Raw genomic sequence first — 19,296 nt, 5'->3', positions numbered from 1 at the left:
CTCCGTCTCAGCTGATCTTCATGCGGGCGTCCATCGCCGTCCGGTAGAGGCGGCCCGCCCGATACGACGAGCGGACCAGTGGCCCGGACAGCACGCCAGAATATCCGATGCCGCGCGCCTCATCGGCCAGGGCCTCGAACTCCTCCGGCGTGACCCACCTGTCGATGGGGTGGAGGGTGGCGTTGGGTCGCAGGTACTGGGTGATGGTGATGAGCTCGGTGCCGGCGTCGTACAGGTCGCGCAGCGCCTGGCTGATCTCCTCACGCGTCTCGCCCATGCCGAGGATGAGGTTGGACTTGGTGACCAGGCCGGCCTCGCGCGACATCGTCAGCACCCGCAGGGACCGGTCGTAGCGGAAGCCGGGACGGATCCGCTTGAAGATGCGCGGCACCGTCTCGACGTTGTGGGCGAACACCTCCGGGCGGGCGTCGAACAGCTGCTGCAGGAGCTCGGCCCTGCCGGAGAAGTCCGGGGCGAGCATCTCGACGCCGACGCCAGGATTGACGGCGTGGATCTGGCGGATGGTCTCCGCGTAGAGCCAGGCGCCCTCGTCGGGGAGGTCGTCGCGGCAGACGCCGGTGACGGTGGCGTAGCGCAGCCCCATCTTCCTCACCGACGCCGCGACGCGCAGCGGCTCGGACGGGTCGTAGCTCTCGGGCTTGGCGGACTCGATCTGGCAGAAGTCGCAGCGGCGGGTGCACTGGTCACCGCCGATGAGGAAGGTGGACTCCCGGTCCTCCCAGCACTCGTAGATGTTGGGGCAGGCCGCCTCCTGGCAGACGGTGTGCAGGTCGCCGGAGCGCACGATGTTCTGCAGGTCCGTGTAGTTGGGCCCCATCCTCGCGGTGGTGCGGATCCAACTCGGCTTGCGTTCGATCGGGGTCTCGGCGTTCTTCGCCTCGACTCGGAGGAGGCGTCGTCCATCGGGCTGCACTGCGGTCACCCGGACAGCCTACCCGCTGCGGGCCGGGGGTCCCCGGTCGTGGCGGTAGTCTGAGCCGGTGCTCACGCGCCCTGCCCCCTCGACCCCTCCGGTGACCGCTGGTGTCGCGGCGCTGGTGGTCGCCGGCATCGCGTGGGGCACGTCCGGCACGCTCGGCACTCTTCTGCGCGGCACGTCGGGGCTCGGATTCCTAGCCGTCGCGGGGTACCGGATCCTCGTGGGCGGGCTCCTGCTCATGCTCGCGGTGGCGCTGACCGGCCGCGTGCGGTGGCCGCGGCGTCGCTCCGGGTGGACCCGGGTGGCGGCCATGGCCGCGTGCTCGGCGGTGTACCAGTTCGGGTTCTTCAGCGCGGTGGGGTTGCTGGGCGTGTCCATCGCCACGCTGGTCACCGTCGGCTCGGCGCCCGTGCTGGTGCTGATGGTGGACCTCGCCACGGGCCGGCAGCGCCTCACGCAGCCGTTGGCGTTGGCGCTGGGTTTCACCGCCGTCGGTCTGGCCCTGTTCATGGGCGCACCGCCGCAGGGGGCCTCGGCGGCGGATGCGCTGTGGGGGGCGGGGCTGGCGCTGGTGGCGGGGGCGGCGTTCGCGGTCATGAGCCTGCTGGGCGCCAGGCCGGTGCCGGACTACCACGACGCCACCGGCTCGGCCCTGGCGTTCCTCCTCGGGGGCGCGGTGGTGCTGGTCGCCGCCGCCGGCGCGGGCCAGAGCGTCCGGTTCGATCCGGCGCCCGCGAGCGTGGCCCTGGTGGTCGCGCTCGGGCTCATCCCCTCCGCCATCGCCTACCTCGCCTACCTGCGGGGCCTGCGCACGCAGAGCTCGACGACAGGGGTGATGGTGGCGCTCCTGGAGCCGCTCACCGGTGCCGCGCTGGCGTTCCTGGTGCTGGGGGAGCGCCTCAGCCCCGCCGGGCTCGTCGGCGCGGCGCTGCTGCTGGGTGCGGTGGTGCTGTCGTCGCGGCGGGCGGCCGCGCCGCCCCATGCCGTCGAGTGATCAGCCGAGAAGTGGGGCCAATGCGCTCGCCAGCGGGGCCCGAAGGTCGTCGGCCACGCCCTTGACGCTCCACTGGCCGGGCAGTTCCTCGACGATGGAGGTCACGCCCGCGTCGGCGATGCCGCAGGGGATGATGTTGCTGAACCGCTCGGCGGAGCTCAGGACGTTGAGCGCGAAGCCGTGCATGGTGGTGCGCCGTGCCACCCGCACGCCGATGGCGCAGATCTTGCGCTCCGGCCTGCCTGCTCCGGCGGGCAGCCACACCCCGGTGCGGCCCTCGACCCGTCCGCAGTCCAGCCCGTATCCCGTCAGCAGGGTGACGACGGCCGACTCCAGCGTGCGCACGTAGTCCACCACGCCGACGCCCTCCCGCAGCCGCACGATGGGGTATCCGACGAGCTGGCCCGGCCCGTGGTAGGTGATCAGCCCGCCGCGGTCCACGTCGATCACCGGCGTGCCGTCCACGGGGCGCTGGTCCGGCGTGGTGCGCCTGCCCGCGGTGTAGACCGGGGAGTGCTCCACCAGAAGGATCCGCCCGGGAGCGCCCGCCGCCACGTCGTCGTGCAGGGCGCGCTGCCGGTCCCAGGTCTGCTGGTAGTCGGCGAGCCGCTGGCCGAGCCCCTCGTCGTCGTAGGTGAGCATGTCCACGATGCTATCCCGGGTCAGAACAGGGCCGCGGTGAGCGAGACCAGCGGGGGAGCGAGCAGGAGGGCCGGCAGCAGATCCCCGACGGGGATCTGCTTGAGGTTGAGCAGCCGTAGCCCCAGCGCCAGCAGCACCACACCGCCGGTGGCGGTGAGCGCGTCCACCTGGGCGGTGCTCAGCACGTCGCCGGCGAAGTAGCCGACGGCGGTGAGCGAGCCCTGGATCAGCGCCACCGCGCCCGCGGAGGCCAGCACCCCCCAGCCCAGCGTCGAGGCGAACGCCATGGCGGCGAAACCGTCGAGCACGGACTTGACGAGCAGTTGGTCAGCGCCCCGGCCGAGGCCGTCGGAGAGCGAGCCGAGGATGGCCAGCGGGCCGACGCAGAACAACAACGTCGAGGTGACCATGCCGTCGACGAACCGCGACGCGTCGCCGGAGGCCGTGAACCGCCCGCGCAGCCAGGCCGCGCCCTGCTCGAGTCGGTCCTCGACGCGCAGCCAGGAGCCGAGCAGCGCGCCCAGCAAGAGGGCGGCGAGGACGATCAGCATGGCGGCGCCGTCCACGTCCGCACGGAGTGCCTCGGAGCTCATCGCCATGACCGACATGCCGCCGAGCACGATGGTGATGAGCCCCAGGACGGAGGTGACCGTGTCCTTGGTCTTCTCGGGGATGCGGTTGCCCAGCGCGATGCCGATCAGCGAGCCGACGACCACTGTGATGACGTTGACGACCGTCCCGAGCCCGATGAACACGTCCGCCATCCAATCAGATCGCCGCATCCCGGGACGACTCGGGTCCATCCGTGGCAGCGTAGGGGCGTGTGGCGTCAGGCCACCGCGCGGCTTGTTCAAACTTTGTAGAACCTTTAGGGTGGGGTCACCGACGGGAGAAGGGGGGCACCGTGCGCCGACTACTGGGCGAACCGCGCGCCTTCCTCGCCGCCGCCCTGATCAACCCCGTGGAGAGGGTCCGCACCGAGACGCCCGGCATGCGGCGCCGTCGCAGGGTCGTGGTGGGCATCACCACGGCGCTGGGCGCGGTCGCGCTGGGGCTGGCGCTGTCCATTCAGCCGGGAGCCCCCGAGTTCTACGCCGCGACACTGGGTGTCGCGGGGCTGTGGATCGGCGGCGCCTTCCTCTCCGGGCCGCTCTACCTCGGCGAGGGCCGCACCCGCGACGGCGGCCGCAGCAGGGGCGTGCTGCAGGGCTTCGTGCTGGGCCTGATCCTGCTGGCCGTCTTCGTGGCGGGCGCCCTGGTGGTGACCCGGATCCCGGCGCTGGCAGCACCCGTCGAGGACCTCCTGGACCACGCCCGGTTCGGGTCGCTGTGGCTCGTGGCGCTCATCACCGCGATCAACGGCGTGGCCGAGGAGTTGTTCTTCCGTGGCGCCGTCTACGCCTCGCTGGACCGACGATTCAACGGGATCGGCTCCACCGCCCTGTACGCGGCGTCCACACTGTTCACAGGCGTACCTCTCCTGACGTTCGCCGCGGTCTGCCTGGGCCTGCTCACGGCGGCGCAACGCCGCGTCACCGGGGGTGTCCTGGGCCCGATCGCGTCGCACCTCACCTGGTCCCTGGGCATGCTCTTCCTACTGCCGCCGATCCTGAGCCCTGGAGGCTGACATGACCACCCGCACGGCTCTCGTCACCGGGGCCACCGGCCACGTCGGGGCCCAGCTCGTCCCCGCCCTGCTCGACGCCGGGTGGAGCGTGCGCGTCCTGGCCCGCAGCCCCCAGAAGCTCGACCGCGCCTGGCGCGACCGCGTGGAGGTGGCCACCGGCGACGCCACCCGCCGAGGCGACATTGTGCGCGCCCTCGACGGAGTGGAGGTGGCGTACTACCTGCTGCACTCCATGGACGGCCGGGGCGACTACCGGCGCCGCGACCTCGCCCTCGCCGAGACCTTCGCCGAGGCCGCCCGCACGGCGGGTGTGGAGCGGATCGTCTACCTGAGCGGGCTCCATCCCGACGGCGAGCTGTCCGAGCACATGGCCTCGCGCGTCGAGGTGGGCGAGGTGCTCATGGCCTCCGGCGTGCCGACGGCGGTCCTGCAGGCCGGCGTCGTGCTGGGCGCCGGATCCGCCTCCTTCGACATGCTGCGCCACCTCTCAGAGCGGCTGCCGGTGGCCGTGGGGCCCAAGTGGCTGCGCAACCGCATCCAGCCCATCGCCATCGACGACGTGATCCACTATCTGGTGCGCGCCGCCGATCTGCCGGCGGAGGTCAACCGGTCGATCGACGTGGGCATGGACGAGGTGCTCACCTACGTCGAGATGATGCGCCGCTACGCCACCGCGACGGGGCTGCAGCCGCCCATGGTGGTCACGCTGCCGGTCCTCACGCCCAACCTCGCGTCGCTGTGGGTGGGGTTGGTGACGCCGGTGGACCCGGGGGTCGCGCGGCCGCTGGTGGGCAGCCTCATCCACGACGCCATCAAGCGGGATTCGGACGCGGCGCACCTCCTCGGCGACCCGGAGGGAGGCATCACGGGCTTCGACGAGGCCGTCCGGCGCGCCACCGCCGCCGTCGACCCGGCGGGTCCGCGGCGATGGTACGCGCGGGTCGGCTCGGTGCTGCTGGGGGTCGCGCTCCTCGTCGTGGCCGTCAAGGCCGTCCGGGCCTGGACGGGCCGCTGACATGCATGACCGGTACCCGCGGCTCCGCCGCTCCACCACGGCGGACGCCTTCGACCGCGGCGCGAAGCGCTACGACCTCATGGTGGCCCTCAACCCCGGCTACCACCGCGAGCTGCGGCGGGCCGCCGCGGCGCTCGTCGGACGGGTGGGGGCGCGGGAGGGACTGACGCTGATCGACCTGGCCTGCGGCTCCGGCGCCTCGACGCGGGCGCTGGTCGACGCAGCACCCCCGGGCACCACGGTCCTCGGCCTCGACGCGTCCCGCGGCATGCTCGCGGAGGCCACCGGCAAGCGGTGGCCGGCGGGGGTGAGCTTCGCGCAGGTGGTGGCCGGGGAGATGGACCTCGACGAGGTGGGCGGCGGCCGCGACGGCATCCTGACCTGCTACCTGTTCCGCAACGTGCCCGAGGACGCGCGGGACCGGGCGGTCGCGGAGACCTTCGCGCTGCTGAAGCCCGGCGGCTGGCTCGTCGTCCAGGAGTACTCGGTGGCCGGCGATTCCCGCGCCCAGCGCGTGTGGGACGCGGTGTGCCACGCCTGCATCATCCCCCTGGGCGCCGTCGTCGACCGCAACGTCCGCCTCTACCGCTACCTGTGGCGCAGCGTCCGCGAGTTCGACTCGGTGGCGCGTTTCACCGGCCGGCTCGCCGCCGCCGGTTTCACCGGCATCGAGCACCGCACGGCCGCGGGATGGCAGCGCGGCATCCTGCACACCGTCGTCGCCCGCAAGCCCGAGGAGCCCGCATGACCCCCCGCCCGTACCCAGGCCGCGACCCTCGCGCCGTGCGTCACCCCGGCCCCACCGGATCGTCGAGGGTGGGCGACGCGCGCAAGGTCGCGGTGGTGGGCGGCGGCATCGCGGGCCTGGCGGCCGCCGTCGGGCTTGCCGAGCGTGGGGTGGCGGTGACGCTGCTGGAGTCGTCGGACCGGCTGGGCGGGCGGGTCGCGGCCTGGCCCCTGGGCGACGGCCGCACCATGAGCCGCGGGTTCCACGCCTTCTTCCGGCAGTACTACAACCTGCGCGCGCTCCTGCAGCGCATCGACCCGGCGCTCGGCATGCTGGTGCCCATCGAGGACTACCCGCTGCAGCGGCCCGACGGTATGCGCGATTCCTTTACGGGGTTGGCCACCACGCCGCCGTGGTCGGTGATGCAGTTCGTGCTGCGCAGCCCCGCCTTCACCGGGCGGACGCTCGCGGGCGTGAACGTGCCCGCGGCCGTGGAGCTGTTGCGGGTGAAGTTCCCCGAGACGTACTCGGCCTACGACGGCGAGTCCGCGGCCGCGTTCCTCGACCGGCTGCGCTTTCCCGAGGCCGCCCGCGACCTGGCGTTGGAGGTCTTCGCACGGTCCTTCTTCGCCGATCCGTCGCAGTTCGGCGCCGGCGAGCTGGTGGCGATGTTCCACACCTATTTCATGGGGTCGGCCGAGGGCCTGCTCTTCGACGTGCCCGACGACGACTACGACACGGTCCTGTGGGCGCCGCTGGGCCGCCACCTCGAGCGCCTGGGCGTTCAGGTGAGGACGGGTGCGCACGTGGAGGCGATCGGGACCGGGCAGGGCGCGGCCACGGTGGTGGTCGACGGCGAGGCCGGCCCGTTCGACGCGGTGGTGCTGGCCACGGACCCGCGCGCCGGCCGGGCACTGATCGCCGGCCTGGAGGGGCCGGGTCTCGAGCCCTGGCAGCGCCGGGTGGCGGGCACCGTCAACGCCCCGCCGTTCGTGGTGGTGCGGTTGTGGCTGGACCGCGCCGTCGACGCGGCGCGCCCGGCGTTCGTGGGCACGTCGGGGTACGGGCCGCTGGACAACGTCTCGGTGCTGGAGCGCTTCGAGCGGGGCGCCGCGGACTGGGCGCGGCAGCACGGCGGTTCGGTGGTGGAGCTGCACGCCTACGCGGCCGACCCGGCGGTGTCCTCGGATGCGGCGGCGGGCGAGGTCGCGGCGAGGCTGGAGGCGGAGCTGCACCGGATCTTCCCGGAGACGGCGTCGGCCGTCGTGTTGGAGCGCGAGGTGCTGGTGCGCGACGACTGCACGCTCATCGGCCCGGACCGCTGGGCCGACAGGCCGGGCGTGCGGACCCCGTCGCCCCGGCTCGTCGTGGCAGGAGACTGGGTGCGCTGCGACTACCCGGTGGCGCTGATGGAGCGGGCCGCGACGACGGGCTTCATCGCGGCCAACACCCTCCTCGCCGGCTGGGGCGCGGCGGGCCACGACGTGTGGACGGTGCCGATGCGGGGCCTCCTGGGCCGCTGGCCCCACCGCTGAGCCCTGTTCGGTCTCAGGGGACGTTGGGTCGGGGCAGCCGCCCAGCGACCGCCCTCGCCGCGACCCACAGCTTCTCCCGGGTCGGCACGCGGATGCGACCCGAGAACACGTCGTAGTCCGCCGCCTCGATCCTGTCCAGGATCCGGCTGTACAGCACCAGGGCCGTCCCGACGCAGCGCCGCGACGCCGGCGGCAGCAGGTCCAGCCCCCGGGCCCCCTCGGCGTACAGCTCGCGGTTGCGCGCCACCTGCTCGGCCATCATGGAGCGCCACTCGGGCGTGACCCGACGAAGGCGCGGGTCCGCGCCGTGGCGAGCCAGATCCTCCTGCGGCAGGTACACCCGCCCGCGGTCGAGGTCCTCGTCGACGTCGCGCAGGAAGTTGGTGAGCTGGAACGCCTGCCCCAGCGCCCGCGCCGGTCCCATCGCCTCGGGCGTCAGGGGCTCCAGGACCGGCAGCATCATTTCGCCGATCACCGCCGCCGACCCCTCCATGTAGCCGTCGCGCAGATCCTCCCACGTGTCCCACGTCGACCGGGTGAAGTCCGAGGCCATGGCGTCGAAGAACCGCTCGAAGCACTCGGGGTCGGTGCCGCGACGGTTGATGCTCTCGACGATGGCCGCCATCACCGGCTGATCGGCCGTCCCGCGCGCCAACGCGTCGAAGAAGGAGGCGCGGAAGGCGGCCAGGCGCTCGTCCGGCGTGCCGTCGCGGGGGACGGCGGCGTCGTCGGCGTCCACCTTCTCCGGCTCGTCGACGATGTCGTCGGCCAGCCGGCACAGGGCGTAGACCGTGAACACGTCCCTGCGCTGGGACTTCGGCAGCAGCAGCGCCCCCCAGTAGTAGGTGGTGCCGTGGTCGCGGGTCAGCTCGGCGCAGCGGCGGTAGCCCGCCTCGAGGGACGCGCTCACCGGCCCATCTCCGCGACGCGCGCCGCCGCCAGCTTGCCGGAGACCAGCACCATCGGGATCCCGACGCCCGGGGTGGTGCCGGAACCCGCGAACACCAGCCCCGGCACCCGCCGGTCGATGTTCTTCGGCCGGAACGGCCCGGTCTGCGGGAACGTGTGGGCCAGCGCGAACGGCGTGCCCGCGGCCATGCCCTGACGCTCCCAGTCCGCGGGCGTGACGAGTTCCTCGGTGACGATGTCGGTGGGGTAACCCAGGCGCTCCAGCTCGCGCAGCATCCGTTCCCGCAGCAGCGGCCCGTCGACGTCCCAGTCCAGCCGGCCCACCTTGAGGTTGGGCACCGGCTCCAGGAAGTAGAGCGTGTGGCAGCCCTCGGGAGCCGCGCCGGGATCGTCCATCGACGGGACGGACAGGAACCGCGACGGGTCCGTCATGGCCACGCCGTCGTCGAGCAGTTCGCGGAACGACTCGTCCCACGCCTTGCCGAAGTGGATGTTGTGATGCCCCACGCCCTCGGGCAGCTCGCCGCGGACGCCGACGTGCCACACCAGGGCGCTGGGTGAGTAGCGGCCCTTCCGGGCCACCCTCGGCGCCGGCAGGCCCGGCAGGAGCGTGTCGTAGGCCACCGGCAGGTCGGCGGTCACCACGACGGCGTCCGCGGCCACCACCTCACCGTCGGCCAGCCGCACCCCGGCGGCGGACCCGTCGGCGCGGCGCTCCACCCTCGCGACGGGCGTGGAGTAGCGGAACTCGACGCCCGCGTCGGTGGCCGCCTGAGCCATGGCCCGCGGGACGGCGTGCATGCCGCCCTCGGGGAAGAACACGCCCTCGATGGAGTCCATGTAGGTGATCACCGCGTACAGCGCCAGCGCCCGCGCCGGCGCCAGGCCCGCGTACATCGCCTGGAAGCTGAACACGCGGTGCAGCCTGTCGTCGTCGAACCGGCGGGCGACGGAGGGGCCGAGCCGGCCGAAGCCGCCGAGCCGCACCAGCTCCGCGGCCGCGATCGGCGAACGGAACAGGCTGAGCGGGGAGTTGAAGTTGGCGTCGATGAAGTGGGGCAGCTCGACGTCGTTGAGGCGCTTGAGCCAGGCTACGAACTTGTCGAACGCCGCCGCGTCCTTCGCGCCGCTCTGTGCCGCGATCTCGGCGCGCATCGCCTCGTGCCCGGGCCGCACCAGCAGCGTCGACCCGTCTGCGAAGTGCGCGTGGTAGGCGGGGTCCAGGAGCTTGAGGTTCACGTGGTCGGCCACGCGGCTTCCGACGGCGTCGAAGGCCTCCTCCAGCAGCGAGACCATCGTGAAGACGGTCGGGCCGGTGTCGAAGCGGAAGCCGTCGCGCTCCAGCGAGCCGTTGCGCCCTCCCGGAATGGCCTCGCGCTCGATCACGGTGACCCGGTGCCCCGCGCCGGCCAGGTGCATCGCCGCCGCGAGCCCCGACAGCCCGGCCCCCACCACGGCCACGTGCCGCCTGCCGCCGCGGGGCGCGCCGGTCGCGGTGCGACGGCGCCCGATCATGATTCCCTCCACGCCAGCGAGCGGGCGGCCTCGCGGAGTCCGGCCACGCCGCCCTCCACCAGAGTCAGGGGGTCGAGACAGGCGAGGCCTGAGGTCACTTCATCTCCGATCATCGTTTCCAGCTCGTCGGCCACGCCGACGGCGCGGATGGCGTCGGCGAGGCGGTCCACGTCGTCGCGGCTGAAGTCCTGCCCGCCGAGCCGGGCGATCAGCTCGGCGTCGGCGCCGGTCAGCCGTTCCTGAGCCAACGCCAGGAGCACGGTGGCCTTGGCCTCCAGCAGGTCATCCCCTGCGGGCTTGCCGGTGACGGCCGGGTCCCCCCAGACGCCCAGGTACTCGTCGCGCAGCGCGAAGGCCTGCCCCAGGTGGTCGCCGCACGCCATGAGGGCGGACTGGACCGCGGGGCCGGCGTTGGCGGCGGTGGCGCCCAGCTGCAGGGGGCGCGCGACGGTGTAGCGGCCGGTCTTGGCTCGCGCGATGTGCTCGGCGTGCGCGCGGTCGCGGCGGGCCGCCGCGGCTCCCGTGAGGTCCGCGCGCTGGCCGGCGATCAGCTCCACCGACAGCGCGTACCAGACCTCATGCAAGGGCTGGGGCAGGCCGTCGACGAGGCGGTCGGCGATGGTGTGTGCTAGGTCGCCGAGCAGGACGGCGATGTTGCGGCCGAACAGCTCCGGCTCGCCGCTGGCGCCGGCGGCCCGATGCCAGGTGGAGCCCTCGACGTGTGCCGAGGGGCGCCCGCGCCGCGAGTCGGACTCGTCCATCACGTCGTCGTGGATGAGCGCGAACAGGTGCAGGGTCTCCAGCGCGGCCGCGGCGCGGATGAGGTGGCGGTAGCCGGTGGAGCCGTGGGTCCCGCCGGTGGCGATGAAGCCCCAGTAGGCCAGCGCCACCCTCAGGCGCTTGCCGTGCCCGACCAGGAGGGTGCCGAGCCACTGGGGCAGGTCCGCCTGGAGCACGTCGAGCTCGAGGTCCCCGGCGTAGCTCTGCCACTCCACCGACAGCGTGTTGACCTCGGCCGACAGCAGCGCGTCAACGTCGGCGATGGCGGCGTGGACGTCGACGGTGGGGGGCGCCGGGCGCCACGCCGCGTCGGGGTGGGCGGTGGCGATGAGCGGCACCTGGAGGGCGGCCCACGGGCTGTAGACGTGGGGGGTCGCGGTGATCGCGGCCGACAGGTTCTCCCAGGGCACCCACGCCCACTCGGCCACCTCGTCGGCGTTGGGGACGGGCTGCTCGTCCGGCACGAACGCGGCGAACACGGGGCAGATCTCGTTCTCGACGATGCCGGAGGCGTCGACGGCGCGGTAGCGGAAGTCCGGCAGCAGGCTCACCAGGGGACCGACGCTCATCCCGAGCTCCTCGCGGATGCGGCGGCGGGCCGCGTCCTCCAGCGATTCGCCGGGCTTCGGGTGGCCGCAGCACGAGTTGGTCCACACGCCGGGCCAGGTCTTCTTCGCCAGAGCGCGGCGGGTGACCAGCACCTCGCCGCGGGCGTTGAACACGTAGGTGGAGAAGGCCAGGTGCAGGGCCGTGTCCGTGGTGTGCACTGCCACGCGGTCTGCGCTGCCGATGGGCGTGCCGTCGTCGGCGAGGAGGACGACCTCGTCGCGGGCGGCCGCGTTGCCCCTCAGCCTCGGGGATCTCGATTCAGCGATCATGAGCTGTCCAATGTTTGTCTAAGCTTGTGTCGACGATAGCGGGAGAAGGCCGCCGGTGCAACGTCGTGCACAAGGTTTGTTCAATGTTTGCTAGCGTTGACCCTGCACGGACGTTGAGCCGGGGAGGACGTGGATGTACACAGTCAAGCAGGTTGCCTCGCTGACCGGGGTGGCCGAGGCGACCCTGCGGGTCTGGGAGCGCCGCTACGACGTGGTCCGGCCCTCCCGCACGCCCGCGGGGTACCGGCTCTACGACGACGCCCAGGTGGCGGCGCTGCGCGAGATGGCCGCGCTCGTCGAGGCCGGCGTGCCCGCTTCCCGGGCGGCCGAGGCGGTGCGGGGTCTGGCGGGCACGAGGGTCGCGGCGGGGGCCTCGGTGAACGGGTCGGGGGCGCGGGAGCCGTCGTCGGAGCTGCCCGGCGAGGACGCCCTGGTGTCCGCCGCCGAGTCGCTGGAACCGGCCAACCTGGCCGACGTGATGGGCCGCGCCTTCTCCGGCGGTCCGTTCGAGGAGGTGGCCGATCGTTGGATCCTGCCGCAGCTGACCCGCATCGGCGAGGCGTGGGAGTCGGGCCGGTTGTCCGTGGCCCAGGAGCACTTCGCCAGCGCGGGACTCATGCGCGCCATCTCGGCGGTGTTCGACGCCGCCCCCACCGCCCCCACCGGGCCGACGGTGCTCGTCGGCCTGCCGCCGGGGGACCGGCACCAGATCGCGCTGTTCACCTTCGCCACGTGCCTGAAGCGTCGCGGCGTCAACGTGGTCTACCTGGGCGCCGACATCCCCGTCGACGAGTGGGTCCGGGCGGCCGACGGTCGCGGCGCGCGCGGCGCCGTCATCGGGGTGACGGGGGAGCGGTTCGTCGAGCGCGCCCAGACCGTCGTCGACCAGCTGGCCGCGGTCACGCCGCCGCTCTCGGTCTGGGTGGGCGGGTCGCGCCGCGACGCGGTCTCGGGCGTGCATCATCTCCCCGACGCCGTCGCCGAGGCCGCGTCGATCCTCCACGTCAGCCTCGCCGCCGGCCGCATCTGACCCGCCCGCCCGCGTGTCCGCCCCCGCGCCCGTACCCGTCCCCGGGCTGGGAGCGGAGTTGAGCCGGACACGGCTCTCGCGGGGACACCTTGAGCCGGACACGGCCTTCGATGCTCGATCTGGTCGCTTTGAACGATCAAGACACGATTGAGAGCAGTTTCCGGCTCAAGTTGGCCCGCCGGCACGCACTCGCACCACGACGCGACAAGGGGGCGCCACCCCGCAGGATGGCGCCCCCTTGTCGTCGATCAGTGACTCAGAGCCCGAACTCGCCTCCGAAGTCCCCGTCCTCCAGCCGCGCCTTGACGGCCGAGAGGAACCGGGCCGCGACGGCGCCGTCGATGAGACGGTGGTCGTAGCTGAGCGACAGGTACATCATGTGCCGCACCGCGATGGACTCCTGGCCGAACCGGTCCTCGATCACGACGGGCCGCTTGACCAGCGCGCCGGTGCCGAGGATGGCGGCCTGCGGCTGGTTGATGATGGGCGTGTCGAACAGCGTGCCCGCCGAGCCGTAGTTGGTGATGGTGAACGTGCCGCCCGAGAGCTCGTCCGGCATGACCTTGCTGGCCCGCGTCCGCGCGGCCAGATCCGCGATCTTCTTCGCCAGGCCGGTGAGGTTGAGGTCACCGGCATCCTTGATGACGGGAACCAGCAGGCCCTTCTCCGTGTCCACCGCGAGGCCGATGTGCTCGCCGTCGGCGTAGGTGACGGTGCCCGCCTCCGTGTCGATGGTGGCGTTGACGATCGGGAACTGCTTGAGCGCCTCGACGGCGGCCATCGTGATGAACGGCAGGTAGGACAGCGAGGCGCCCTCGCGCTTCTTGAAATCGTCCTTGACCTGCGCACGGATGTAGCTGATTGCGGTGACGTCCACCTCGACGGTCGCGGTGAGCTGGGCCGAGACCTGCAGCGACTCGACCATGCGGGTGGCGATGGTCTTCCGCAGCCGCGACAGCTTCTCCGTGGTGCCCCGCACCTGGGCCGCAGCGGGCGCAGCCTTCGGCGCCGCCGGAGCAGCAGCAGCCGCCGGAGCCGCGGGGGCAGCGGCAGCCTTCGCAGCCTCCGCCTTCGCGGTCTCCGCCGCGGCGATCACGTCCTGCTTGCGGACGCGGCCACCGACGCCGGTGCCCTTCACCGCGGAGAGTTCGACGCCGTGCTCCTTCGCCAGCTTCCGCACCAGCGGGGTGACGTAGGTGCCGTCGGTTGACGCCTCAGCGGCGCGACGCGCCACGGCGGCCTCGACGGCGGGGGAGTGCTCCGGCTTCGGCTCGGCCTTGGCGGGGGCCGGGGCGGGAGCTGGGGCTGGCTCCTTCTTGGCCGGGGCGGATTCAGCCTTCGGTTCGGCCTTCGGCTCGGGCTTGGGCTCCGCCTTCGGGGCGGGCTCGGGCTCAGGTGCCGGCTCAGGGGCAGCCTCAGCCGCCGCGGCGTCGCCGATGATGGCCAGGACGGCGCCCACCTCGGCCACCTCGTCCTCCTTGAACCGGATCTCCAGCAGCGTGCCGGCGGCCGGGCTGGGGATCTCGGTGTCCACCTTGTCCGTGGAGACCTCCAGCAGCGGCTCGTCGGCCTCGACGGTGTCTCCGATCTCCTTCAGCCACCGCGACACCGTGCCCTCGGTGACCGACTCGCCCAGCGCGGGCAGCGTCACCTCGACACCGGAGGACGACGCGGCGGCCGACGGCGCGGACGCGGGTGCGACCGCGGGGGCCTCGGCCGCGGGCGACTCCTCGGCCTCCTGCGCCTCGACGGGCTCCTCCTCCGCGTTCTCCTCCTCGGGCACCGGCTCGGGCTCGGGAGCGGCGTCCTCAGCGGGAGCGGCGGCGGGCGCGGAGCCCGACTCGTCCGCGTCCCCGATCACGGCGAGGACGGCGCCGACCTCGGCCACGTCGTCCTCCTGGAACCGGATCTCGAGCAGCGTGCCCGCCACGGGGCTGGGAATCTCGGTGTCGACCTTGTCGGTGGAGACTTCGAGCAACGGTTCGTCGGCTTCGACGGTGTCCCCAATAGCCTTCAACCAGCGTGAAATGGTGCCTTCGGTGACTGACTCGCCCAGCGCCGGGAGAGTTACTTCGGTTGACATGTGAGATGGCTCCTTTGCAGACCGCGGTAGTTCCCCCAGCCTATAGGTGAATCAGGCGTGCATGTGCAGGGGCCGCCCGCCCAGAGCCCAGGTTGCTTCGGCGAGTGCCTCGCTGAGGGTAGGGTGAGGATGCACGATTCCGGCCAGGTCCTCGGGCGTGGCCTGCCACCCCACGAGCAGGCCGCCCTCCGCGATGAGCTCGGCCACGTCCTCACCGACGGCGTGCACCCCGACGATCGCGCCCTCCCGCCCCCGCACCATGCGCACGACACCGATCTCCCGCTCGCCGGGGGCCCTGAGGATCTGGGCGCGGCCGTTGCCGGTGAGGTGGTAGTCCACCACCTCGGCCTCGGGCCCGGCCTGCTCCGCGGTGAGCCCGACCGAGGCCACCTGCGGGCTGGAGTAGGCCACCCGGGGCATGTCCGAGTCGCGCGGCAGGATCGGGCGCTCCGAACGCCTGCCCTGCAGGTGCGCGATCCGCTCGGCCAGGAAGAGTCCGTGCGCATAGCCGCGGTGCGCCAGCTGGGGCCCGGCCACCACGTCGCCCGCCGCGAACACGCCGCGCACGGCGGTCTGCAGCTGGTCGTCGACGACGACGTGTGCGCCGTCGCTCACCTCGACGCCCGCCTCCACGAGCCCGAGCCCGTCGGTGACGGGACGACGGCCCACGGCCACCAGCAGGACGTCCGCCCGCAGCGTCTCGCCGCCGAGGTTCACCGCGACCCCGTCGTCCCCGGTCTCCGCGCCCTCGACGGTGGCGCCGAGCCGCACGTCCACGCCCCTGCCCCGCAGGGCCCGAGCCAGGATCCTCGAGTGGCCCGGCTCCTCCGCCGGCAGCAGCCGGTCCATGGCCTCCACGAGCGTCACCGCGACCCCCAGGTCCGCCCACATCGACGCGAACTCCACCCCGATCACCCCGCCGCCCAGCACGACGGCGCGCTCCGGCAGCCGCTCCAACCGCAGCGCGTGGTCGCTGGTGAGGATTCGTCGACCATCCACGGGGAGGCCGAGGGTGGCCGGGGCGGCCCCCGTCGCGACGACGACGGCCCGCGCCCGGTGCACCACCGCACCCGTCTCGATGCCGGGCCCCCGGTCGTCGACCATCAGCCGGCCGCGCTCCCGGATCACGGTGATCCCGCGCTGCGCGATGAGCCCCTCGAGCCCGCGGTGAAGGTTCGCCACGACACCGTCGGCATAGCGCCGCACGGCGCCCGCGTCCGTGGCGCCGAGCTGCGCCTCGATCCCGAACGACGGTGCCTTCGCGACGGTGCGGCGCACCTTCGCGGCCTGCAGCCATGCCTTGGTGGGGATGCAGCCGCGGTGCAGGCACGTGCCGCCGAGGGGGGTGTCGTCGACGAGGGCCACCCGCAACCCCAGCTGCGCCGCCCGCAACGCGCAGGCGTAGCCGGCCGAGCCGGCGCCGAGAACGGCCACGTCGAAGGCATCAGTCATGCGCCCCAGTCTCCCACGGCGCACCCACCTTGCCGCCGCTCGGCATAATGGGCGCGTGGGGTGGTTTCGACGGCGACAGCGCGAGGCACAGGTGGCCCGGGAGGACCGCCAGGTGCCCGATGCCCTGCGCGACCACCTGAGCCAGTTCGTCGCCACCCGTCGAGGCGTGGAGGCGTGGGTGGAGCAGCCCACGTCGTTCAACAAGCCGTCGCTGCTGCTGGTGGCCGCCGACGGCGAGTCAACCCGGCGCGGCCTCCCCAGCGCGGCCTACGGCTACGAGTTCGCCGCCCGCTGCAACATCCCCTGCTACGACGCCGGGGTGGTGCCGTACCCGAAGCGCATGCGCGAGTACGGCCTGCGCGCCAAGCGCGCCCGCCAGGCCTGACCCCGCCGGGCAGACCCCCGCCGGGCCGGGCCTCAGCCCTGCAGCAGCTTCGCCAACGCCACGAGCGTCCGGACGCCCACCCCGGTGCCGCCCTTGGGCACGTACCCGTACGGCGCGTCGGCGTTCTCCGCGGGTCCGGCGATGTCCAGGTGCGCCCAGGCCACGCCGTCGGCGACGAAGCGTTCCAGGAACGCCCCCGCCACCAGCGCGCCACCCCAGCGGTGACCGGCACCGGACTTCATGTCCGCGACCGTGGACTTCAGCTGTTCGCGCGTGTGCTCCGTGATGGGCAGCTCCCAGAAGTCCTCGCCCGCCGCCTCGGCCGCGTCGAGCAGCAGGTCCGAGGTCTCCTCGCCGTTGGTGAGCAGGCCGCCGGTACGCATGCCCAGCGCCACCATGCAGGCTCCCGTCAGGGTGGCCACGTCGACGATGAGGTCCGGCTTGTCCTGCCCGGCGCGCGCGATGGCGTCGGCCATCACCAGGCGGCCCTCGGCGTCGGTGTTGTAGTTCTCCACCGTCTGCCCGTCGACCATGGTGAGCACGTCGCTGGACCGGTACGAGGTGCCCGACGGGAGGTTCTCCGCCAGCGCCGCGTAGGCGGTGACCTTGACCTTGAGCCCGAGTGCGGCGATGGCGCGCGTGGCCGCGACCACGGCGGCCGCGCCGGACATGTCGTACTTCATGCCCGCCATCTGGCCGGCGGGCTTGATGTCCAGGCCGCCGGAGTCGAACGTGATGCCCTTGCCCACCAGCGCCAGGTGTGTCACCGCGCCGCGGGGGGTGTAGCTCATCCGCACCAGCCGTGGGCCGCGCGCCGAGCCGCCGCCCACGGCGAGGATGCCGCCGTAGCCGCCCCGCTCGAGCGCCTTCTCGTCGAGGATCTCGACGGTGATCCGCTCGTCGCGCAGATAGCCGCGCGCCGCCTCGGCGAACGTCTCGGGGTAGAGCAGGTTCGGGGGGGTGTTGCCCCAGTCGCGCGCCTGGCAGACGGCCTCGGCGATGGACTTGGCGCGCGTCACGGCGTCCTTCTGCTCGGCGCCGAGCAGCGTGGACACCAGCGCGACCGAGGCCACCGCCGTCGGAGTGTCCTTGGCCGTGATGGGCTCGAACCGGTAGGCCCCCAGCAGGGCGCCTTCACCGGCGGCCTGGAGGAGCTCGGGGTCCGTCACCTCCAGGGAGACGGCCACCTCCAGCCCGGAGGCGTCCGGCAGCTCGGCGATCTTCCGCAGCGCGGAGCCCACCGCGAGCCGAGTGCCCGCCGGGGTGACGTCCGCGTCCCCGAGGCCCACCACCGCCACGCGGGCGCCGTCGACGGCCGGGAGGAAGGTGACGTCCTCGCGCTTGGACGACGCGCCCATGGACCTGGCGAGCTCGGCCACGCCGCGACCGTAGGTCTTCGTGCACGCCTTGTCGAGGTCGCCGACGAGGCCGACGAGGGCCTGGTCCGCGTCGTTGATCGTCACCAGGCCGAGGACGACCACGTCGGTGGACCTCGGCAGGGTCTTGGTCAGGGTCAGGTTCGGATTCATGCGGGTCACCCGGCCAGCCTACCGAGTTGCGAGTTGGGCGTCGCGGCCCACGCAGGTAGCTTTGCCCGCATGATCAAGCGGGCGGGTCTCTTGGCGTTCATCGTGGCGGGCCTTGCCGTCGCGGCCTGGGGCGTGGTGTCGTGGGCGTCGCCGTCGACGTCCTGCCGCGGCATCGAGATGGGCCCGGGCGACACCTGTGAATACTCCAGCCTCACCAACGAGCGCGGCGGCAAGGTCCAGCTCTACGAGGACCGGATCGCCATCGCCCGCCAGCAGGCGCCGTTCGCCGTGGCGGCGGGCCTGGGGATGGTGGCGTTCGGGGTGGTGGTGGCTCGGCAGGGCCGGGTCACGGATGCAGCGACATCGGACCGTAGATGAGGCGGTCCTCCTCGTAGAGGCTCACCTCTGCCACGCCGTGCTGCAGCAGCTCGCCGTAGAACAACCCCAGCCATTCCTCGGCCGCTGCCTGGTCCTCGAAGCTGTGCAGCAGGCCGGCGGACTCGAGATCCGCGACGGCGAACGCGCCGGTCTCCGGCGTCCAGTGGTAGCTCATCAGATGGGATCCCCGCGCTTGATGCGCGCGGCCGGCTGGCGGAAGCGTCGGATCATCAGCGACCGGTTGAACATGTAGACCAGCAGGCCCTTGGTGGAGGCCTCGGGGTGACGCTCGGCCAGCAGCTTCTTGAAGCCGCGCCACATGATGCCCACGTTGATGACGGTGAAGCCCAGCAGCACCCACAGGCTCATCGAGATCCAGCTGGAGAGCAGCACGTTGTTCATGGTGACCATGACCGCGGCCATGACGAGGATCATGGCGGGCAGCATGAACTCGGCCACCGTCCAGCGCGTGTCCACGTAATCGCGCACCAGCTGACGCTCGGGCGAGTTCTCCACCCGCTCCCACGACGAGTTGCGGGCCGTCGAGCGGGCGCGCGCGTCCGCCTTCCGCTGCTCCTTGGCCGAGAGGGTGGGGTGCAGCCGCTCCATCCGGGCCGCCTCGGCGGCGCGACGGGTGGGGGTGGCGCCCTGCTTCTTCCGAATGACCTGCTTCTGCGGGCCGGGCGCCTCGACGGCGGGTTCAGGGGCGACGGCGGGCGTGGGGGACGCCTTGGCCGCCGCCTTCTCGCCCTTGGGGGTGAGCGTCGAGATGCGGTCTGTGGAGCGCGACTTCTCGGTGCGCTCGTACGGGCGGAACAGTGCCACGGTGCGGTGTCCTTGTGCAGGGGTCGGATACGTCCGCCCATTCTACCTGAGG

Annotated in this window: 18 protein-coding genes and 2 pseudogenes; 8 read left to right on the top strand and 12 right to left on the bottom strand. The window is 72.8% G+C overall.

Annotated elements, in window-relative coordinates; translation table 11 throughout:
• Nucleotides 1-7 precede the first annotated feature (7 nt).
• Nucleotides 8-943, bottom strand: coding sequence for a lipoyl synthase (locus tag ACX1D0_RS07295; RefSeq protein ID WP_459020210.1), 936 nt, complete (start codon nt 941-943; stop codon nt 8-10).
• A 58-nt stretch (nt 944-1,001) separates the two neighbouring features.
• Here ACX1D0_RS07295 and ACX1D0_RS07290 point away from each other — a divergent pair, with 58 nt between their 5' ends.
• Complete coding sequence (locus ACX1D0_RS07290) at nt 1,002-1,934, top strand: DMT family transporter (RefSeq protein ID WP_459020209.1); 933 nt, start codon at nt 1,002-1,004, stop codon at nt 1,932-1,934.
• Here the strand turns inward: ACX1D0_RS07290 and lipB are convergent, their stop codons facing one another.
• Nucleotides 1,935-2,576 (bottom strand): lipoyl(octanoyl) transferase LipB, encoded by a 642-nt coding sequence (lipB, locus tag ACX1D0_RS07285; RefSeq protein WP_459020208.1) that lies wholly within the window; start codon nt 2,574-2,576, stop codon nt 1,935-1,937.
• A gap of 20 nt (nt 2,577-2,596) precedes the next feature.
• Entirely contained in the window at nt 2,597-3,379 is a 783-nt protein-coding gene (locus tag ACX1D0_RS07280; protein WP_459020207.1) for a DUF554 domain-containing protein, read from the bottom strand.
• Nucleotides 3,380-3,480: 101 nt separating this feature from the next.
• On the opposite strand from ACX1D0_RS07280, the gene ACX1D0_RS07275 reads away from it, so the two are divergent.
• Genes ACX1D0_RS07275 through ACX1D0_RS07260 form a run of 4 tightly spaced genes read left to right on the top strand, consistent with a single transcriptional unit; the run spans nt 3,481 to nt 7,480 of the window.
• Nucleotides 3,481-4,203 carry a CPBP family intramembrane glutamic endopeptidase gene (locus ACX1D0_RS07275; protein WP_459020206.1) on the top strand — a complete coding sequence of 241 codons (723 nt, stop codon included), beginning with the start codon at nt 3,481-3,483 and terminating at the stop codon, nt 4,201-4,203.
• Between the two features lies 1 nt (nt 4,204).
• Nucleotides 4,205-5,218 (top strand): NAD(P)H-binding protein, encoded by a 1,014-nt coding sequence (locus ACX1D0_RS07270; protein WP_459020205.1) that lies wholly within the window; start codon nt 4,205-4,207, stop codon nt 5,216-5,218.
• A gap of 1 nt (nt 5,219) precedes the next feature.
• Complete coding sequence (locus ACX1D0_RS07265) at nt 5,220-5,966, top strand: class I SAM-dependent methyltransferase (protein WP_459020204.1); 747 nt, start codon at nt 5,220-5,222, stop codon at nt 5,964-5,966.
• On the top strand, nt 5,963-7,480 hold the full coding sequence (locus ACX1D0_RS07260) for an FAD-dependent oxidoreductase (RefSeq protein ID WP_459020203.1): 1,518 nt from the start codon (nt 5,963-5,965) through the stop codon (nt 7,478-7,480). The genes ACX1D0_RS07265 and ACX1D0_RS07260 overlap by 4 nt, the downstream gene beginning before the upstream one ends.
• A 13-nt stretch (nt 7,481-7,493) precedes the next feature.
• Here ACX1D0_RS07260 and ACX1D0_RS07255 read toward each other — a convergent pair whose 3' ends face one another.
• The 4 genes and pseudogenes from ACX1D0_RS07255 to idi all read right to left on the bottom strand — a co-directional run.
• The gene (locus ACX1D0_RS07255; RefSeq protein ID WP_459020202.1) at nt 7,494-8,390 is read right to left on the bottom strand and encodes a phytoene/squalene synthase family protein; all 897 of its coding nucleotides are present in this window, start codon (nt 8,388-8,390) and stop codon (nt 7,494-7,496) included.
• Entirely contained in the window at nt 8,387-9,904 is a 1,518-nt protein-coding gene (gene crtI, locus ACX1D0_RS07250) for a phytoene desaturase family protein (protein WP_459020201.1), read from the bottom strand. The genes ACX1D0_RS07255 and crtI overlap by 4 nt, the downstream gene beginning before the upstream one ends.
• Nucleotides 9,901-10,812: pseudogene (locus tag ACX1D0_RS07245) on the bottom strand (polyprenyl synthetase family protein); the annotation flags it as partial. The pseudogene ACX1D0_RS07245 and the gene crtI, both read right to left, overlap by 4 nt.
• 207 nt (nt 10,813-11,019) lie before the next feature.
• A pseudogene (gene idi / locus ACX1D0_RS07240) lies at nt 11,020-11,562 on the bottom strand (isopentenyl-diphosphate Delta-isomerase); the annotation flags it as partial.
• 133 nt (nt 11,563-11,695) lie between these two features.
• On the opposite strand from idi, the gene ACX1D0_RS07235 reads away from it, so the two are divergent.
• Entirely contained in the window at nt 11,696-12,592 is an 897-nt protein-coding gene (locus ACX1D0_RS07235) for a MerR family transcriptional regulator (protein WP_459020200.1), read from the top strand.
• A gap of 256 nt (nt 12,593-12,848) precedes the next feature.
• Here ACX1D0_RS07235 and sucB read toward each other — a convergent pair whose 3' ends face one another.
• Nucleotides 12,849-14,675, bottom strand: coding sequence for a 2-oxoglutarate dehydrogenase, E2 component, dihydrolipoamide succinyltransferase (gene sucB / locus ACX1D0_RS07230; protein ID WP_459020199.1), 1,827 nt, complete (start codon nt 14,673-14,675; stop codon nt 12,849-12,851).
• Nucleotides 14,676-14,726: 51 nt separating this feature from the next.
• On the bottom strand, nt 14,727-16,127 hold the full coding sequence (locus tag ACX1D0_RS07225; protein WP_459020198.1) for an FAD-dependent oxidoreductase: 1,401 nt from the start codon (nt 16,125-16,127) through the stop codon (nt 14,727-14,729).
• A gap of 55 nt (nt 16,128-16,182) precedes the next feature.
• On the opposite strand from ACX1D0_RS07225, the gene ACX1D0_RS07220 reads away from it, so the two are divergent.
• Entirely contained in the window at nt 16,183-16,512 is a 330-nt protein-coding gene (locus ACX1D0_RS07220) for a hypothetical protein (protein WP_459020197.1), read from the top strand.
• 32 nt (nt 16,513-16,544) lie between these two features.
• Here the strand turns inward: ACX1D0_RS07220 and ACX1D0_RS07215 are convergent, their stop codons facing one another.
• Complete coding sequence (locus ACX1D0_RS07215) at nt 16,545-18,041, bottom strand: leucyl aminopeptidase (RefSeq protein WP_459020413.1); 1,497 nt, start codon at nt 18,039-18,041, stop codon at nt 16,545-16,547.
• Nucleotides 18,042-18,110: 69 nt separating this feature from the next.
• On the opposite strand from ACX1D0_RS07215, the gene ACX1D0_RS07210 reads away from it, so the two are divergent.
• Complete coding sequence (locus ACX1D0_RS07210; protein WP_459020196.1) at nt 18,111-18,419, top strand: hypothetical protein; 309 nt, start codon at nt 18,111-18,113, stop codon at nt 18,417-18,419.
• Here the strand turns inward: ACX1D0_RS07210 and ACX1D0_RS07205 are convergent.
• A complete protein-coding gene (locus tag ACX1D0_RS07205; RefSeq protein ID WP_459020195.1) occupies nt 18,388-18,594 on the bottom strand; it encodes a hypothetical protein in 207 nt (68 codons plus the stop codon). The two genes, ACX1D0_RS07210 and ACX1D0_RS07205, sit on opposite strands and share 32 nt — an antisense overlap.
• Nucleotides 18,594-19,244: a DUF3043 domain-containing protein gene (locus ACX1D0_RS07200; protein ID WP_459020194.1), complete on the bottom strand. Its 651-nt coding sequence runs from the start codon at nt 19,242-19,244 to the stop codon at nt 18,594-18,596. Before ACX1D0_RS07200 ends, ACX1D0_RS07205 begins: the two co-directional genes overlap by 1 nt.
• Nucleotides 19,245-19,296 lie beyond the last annotated feature (52 nt).

The organism is Tessaracoccus pujii (genome assembly GCF_054483895.1).
This window is presented reverse-complemented; position numbering and strand designations above follow the sequence as displayed.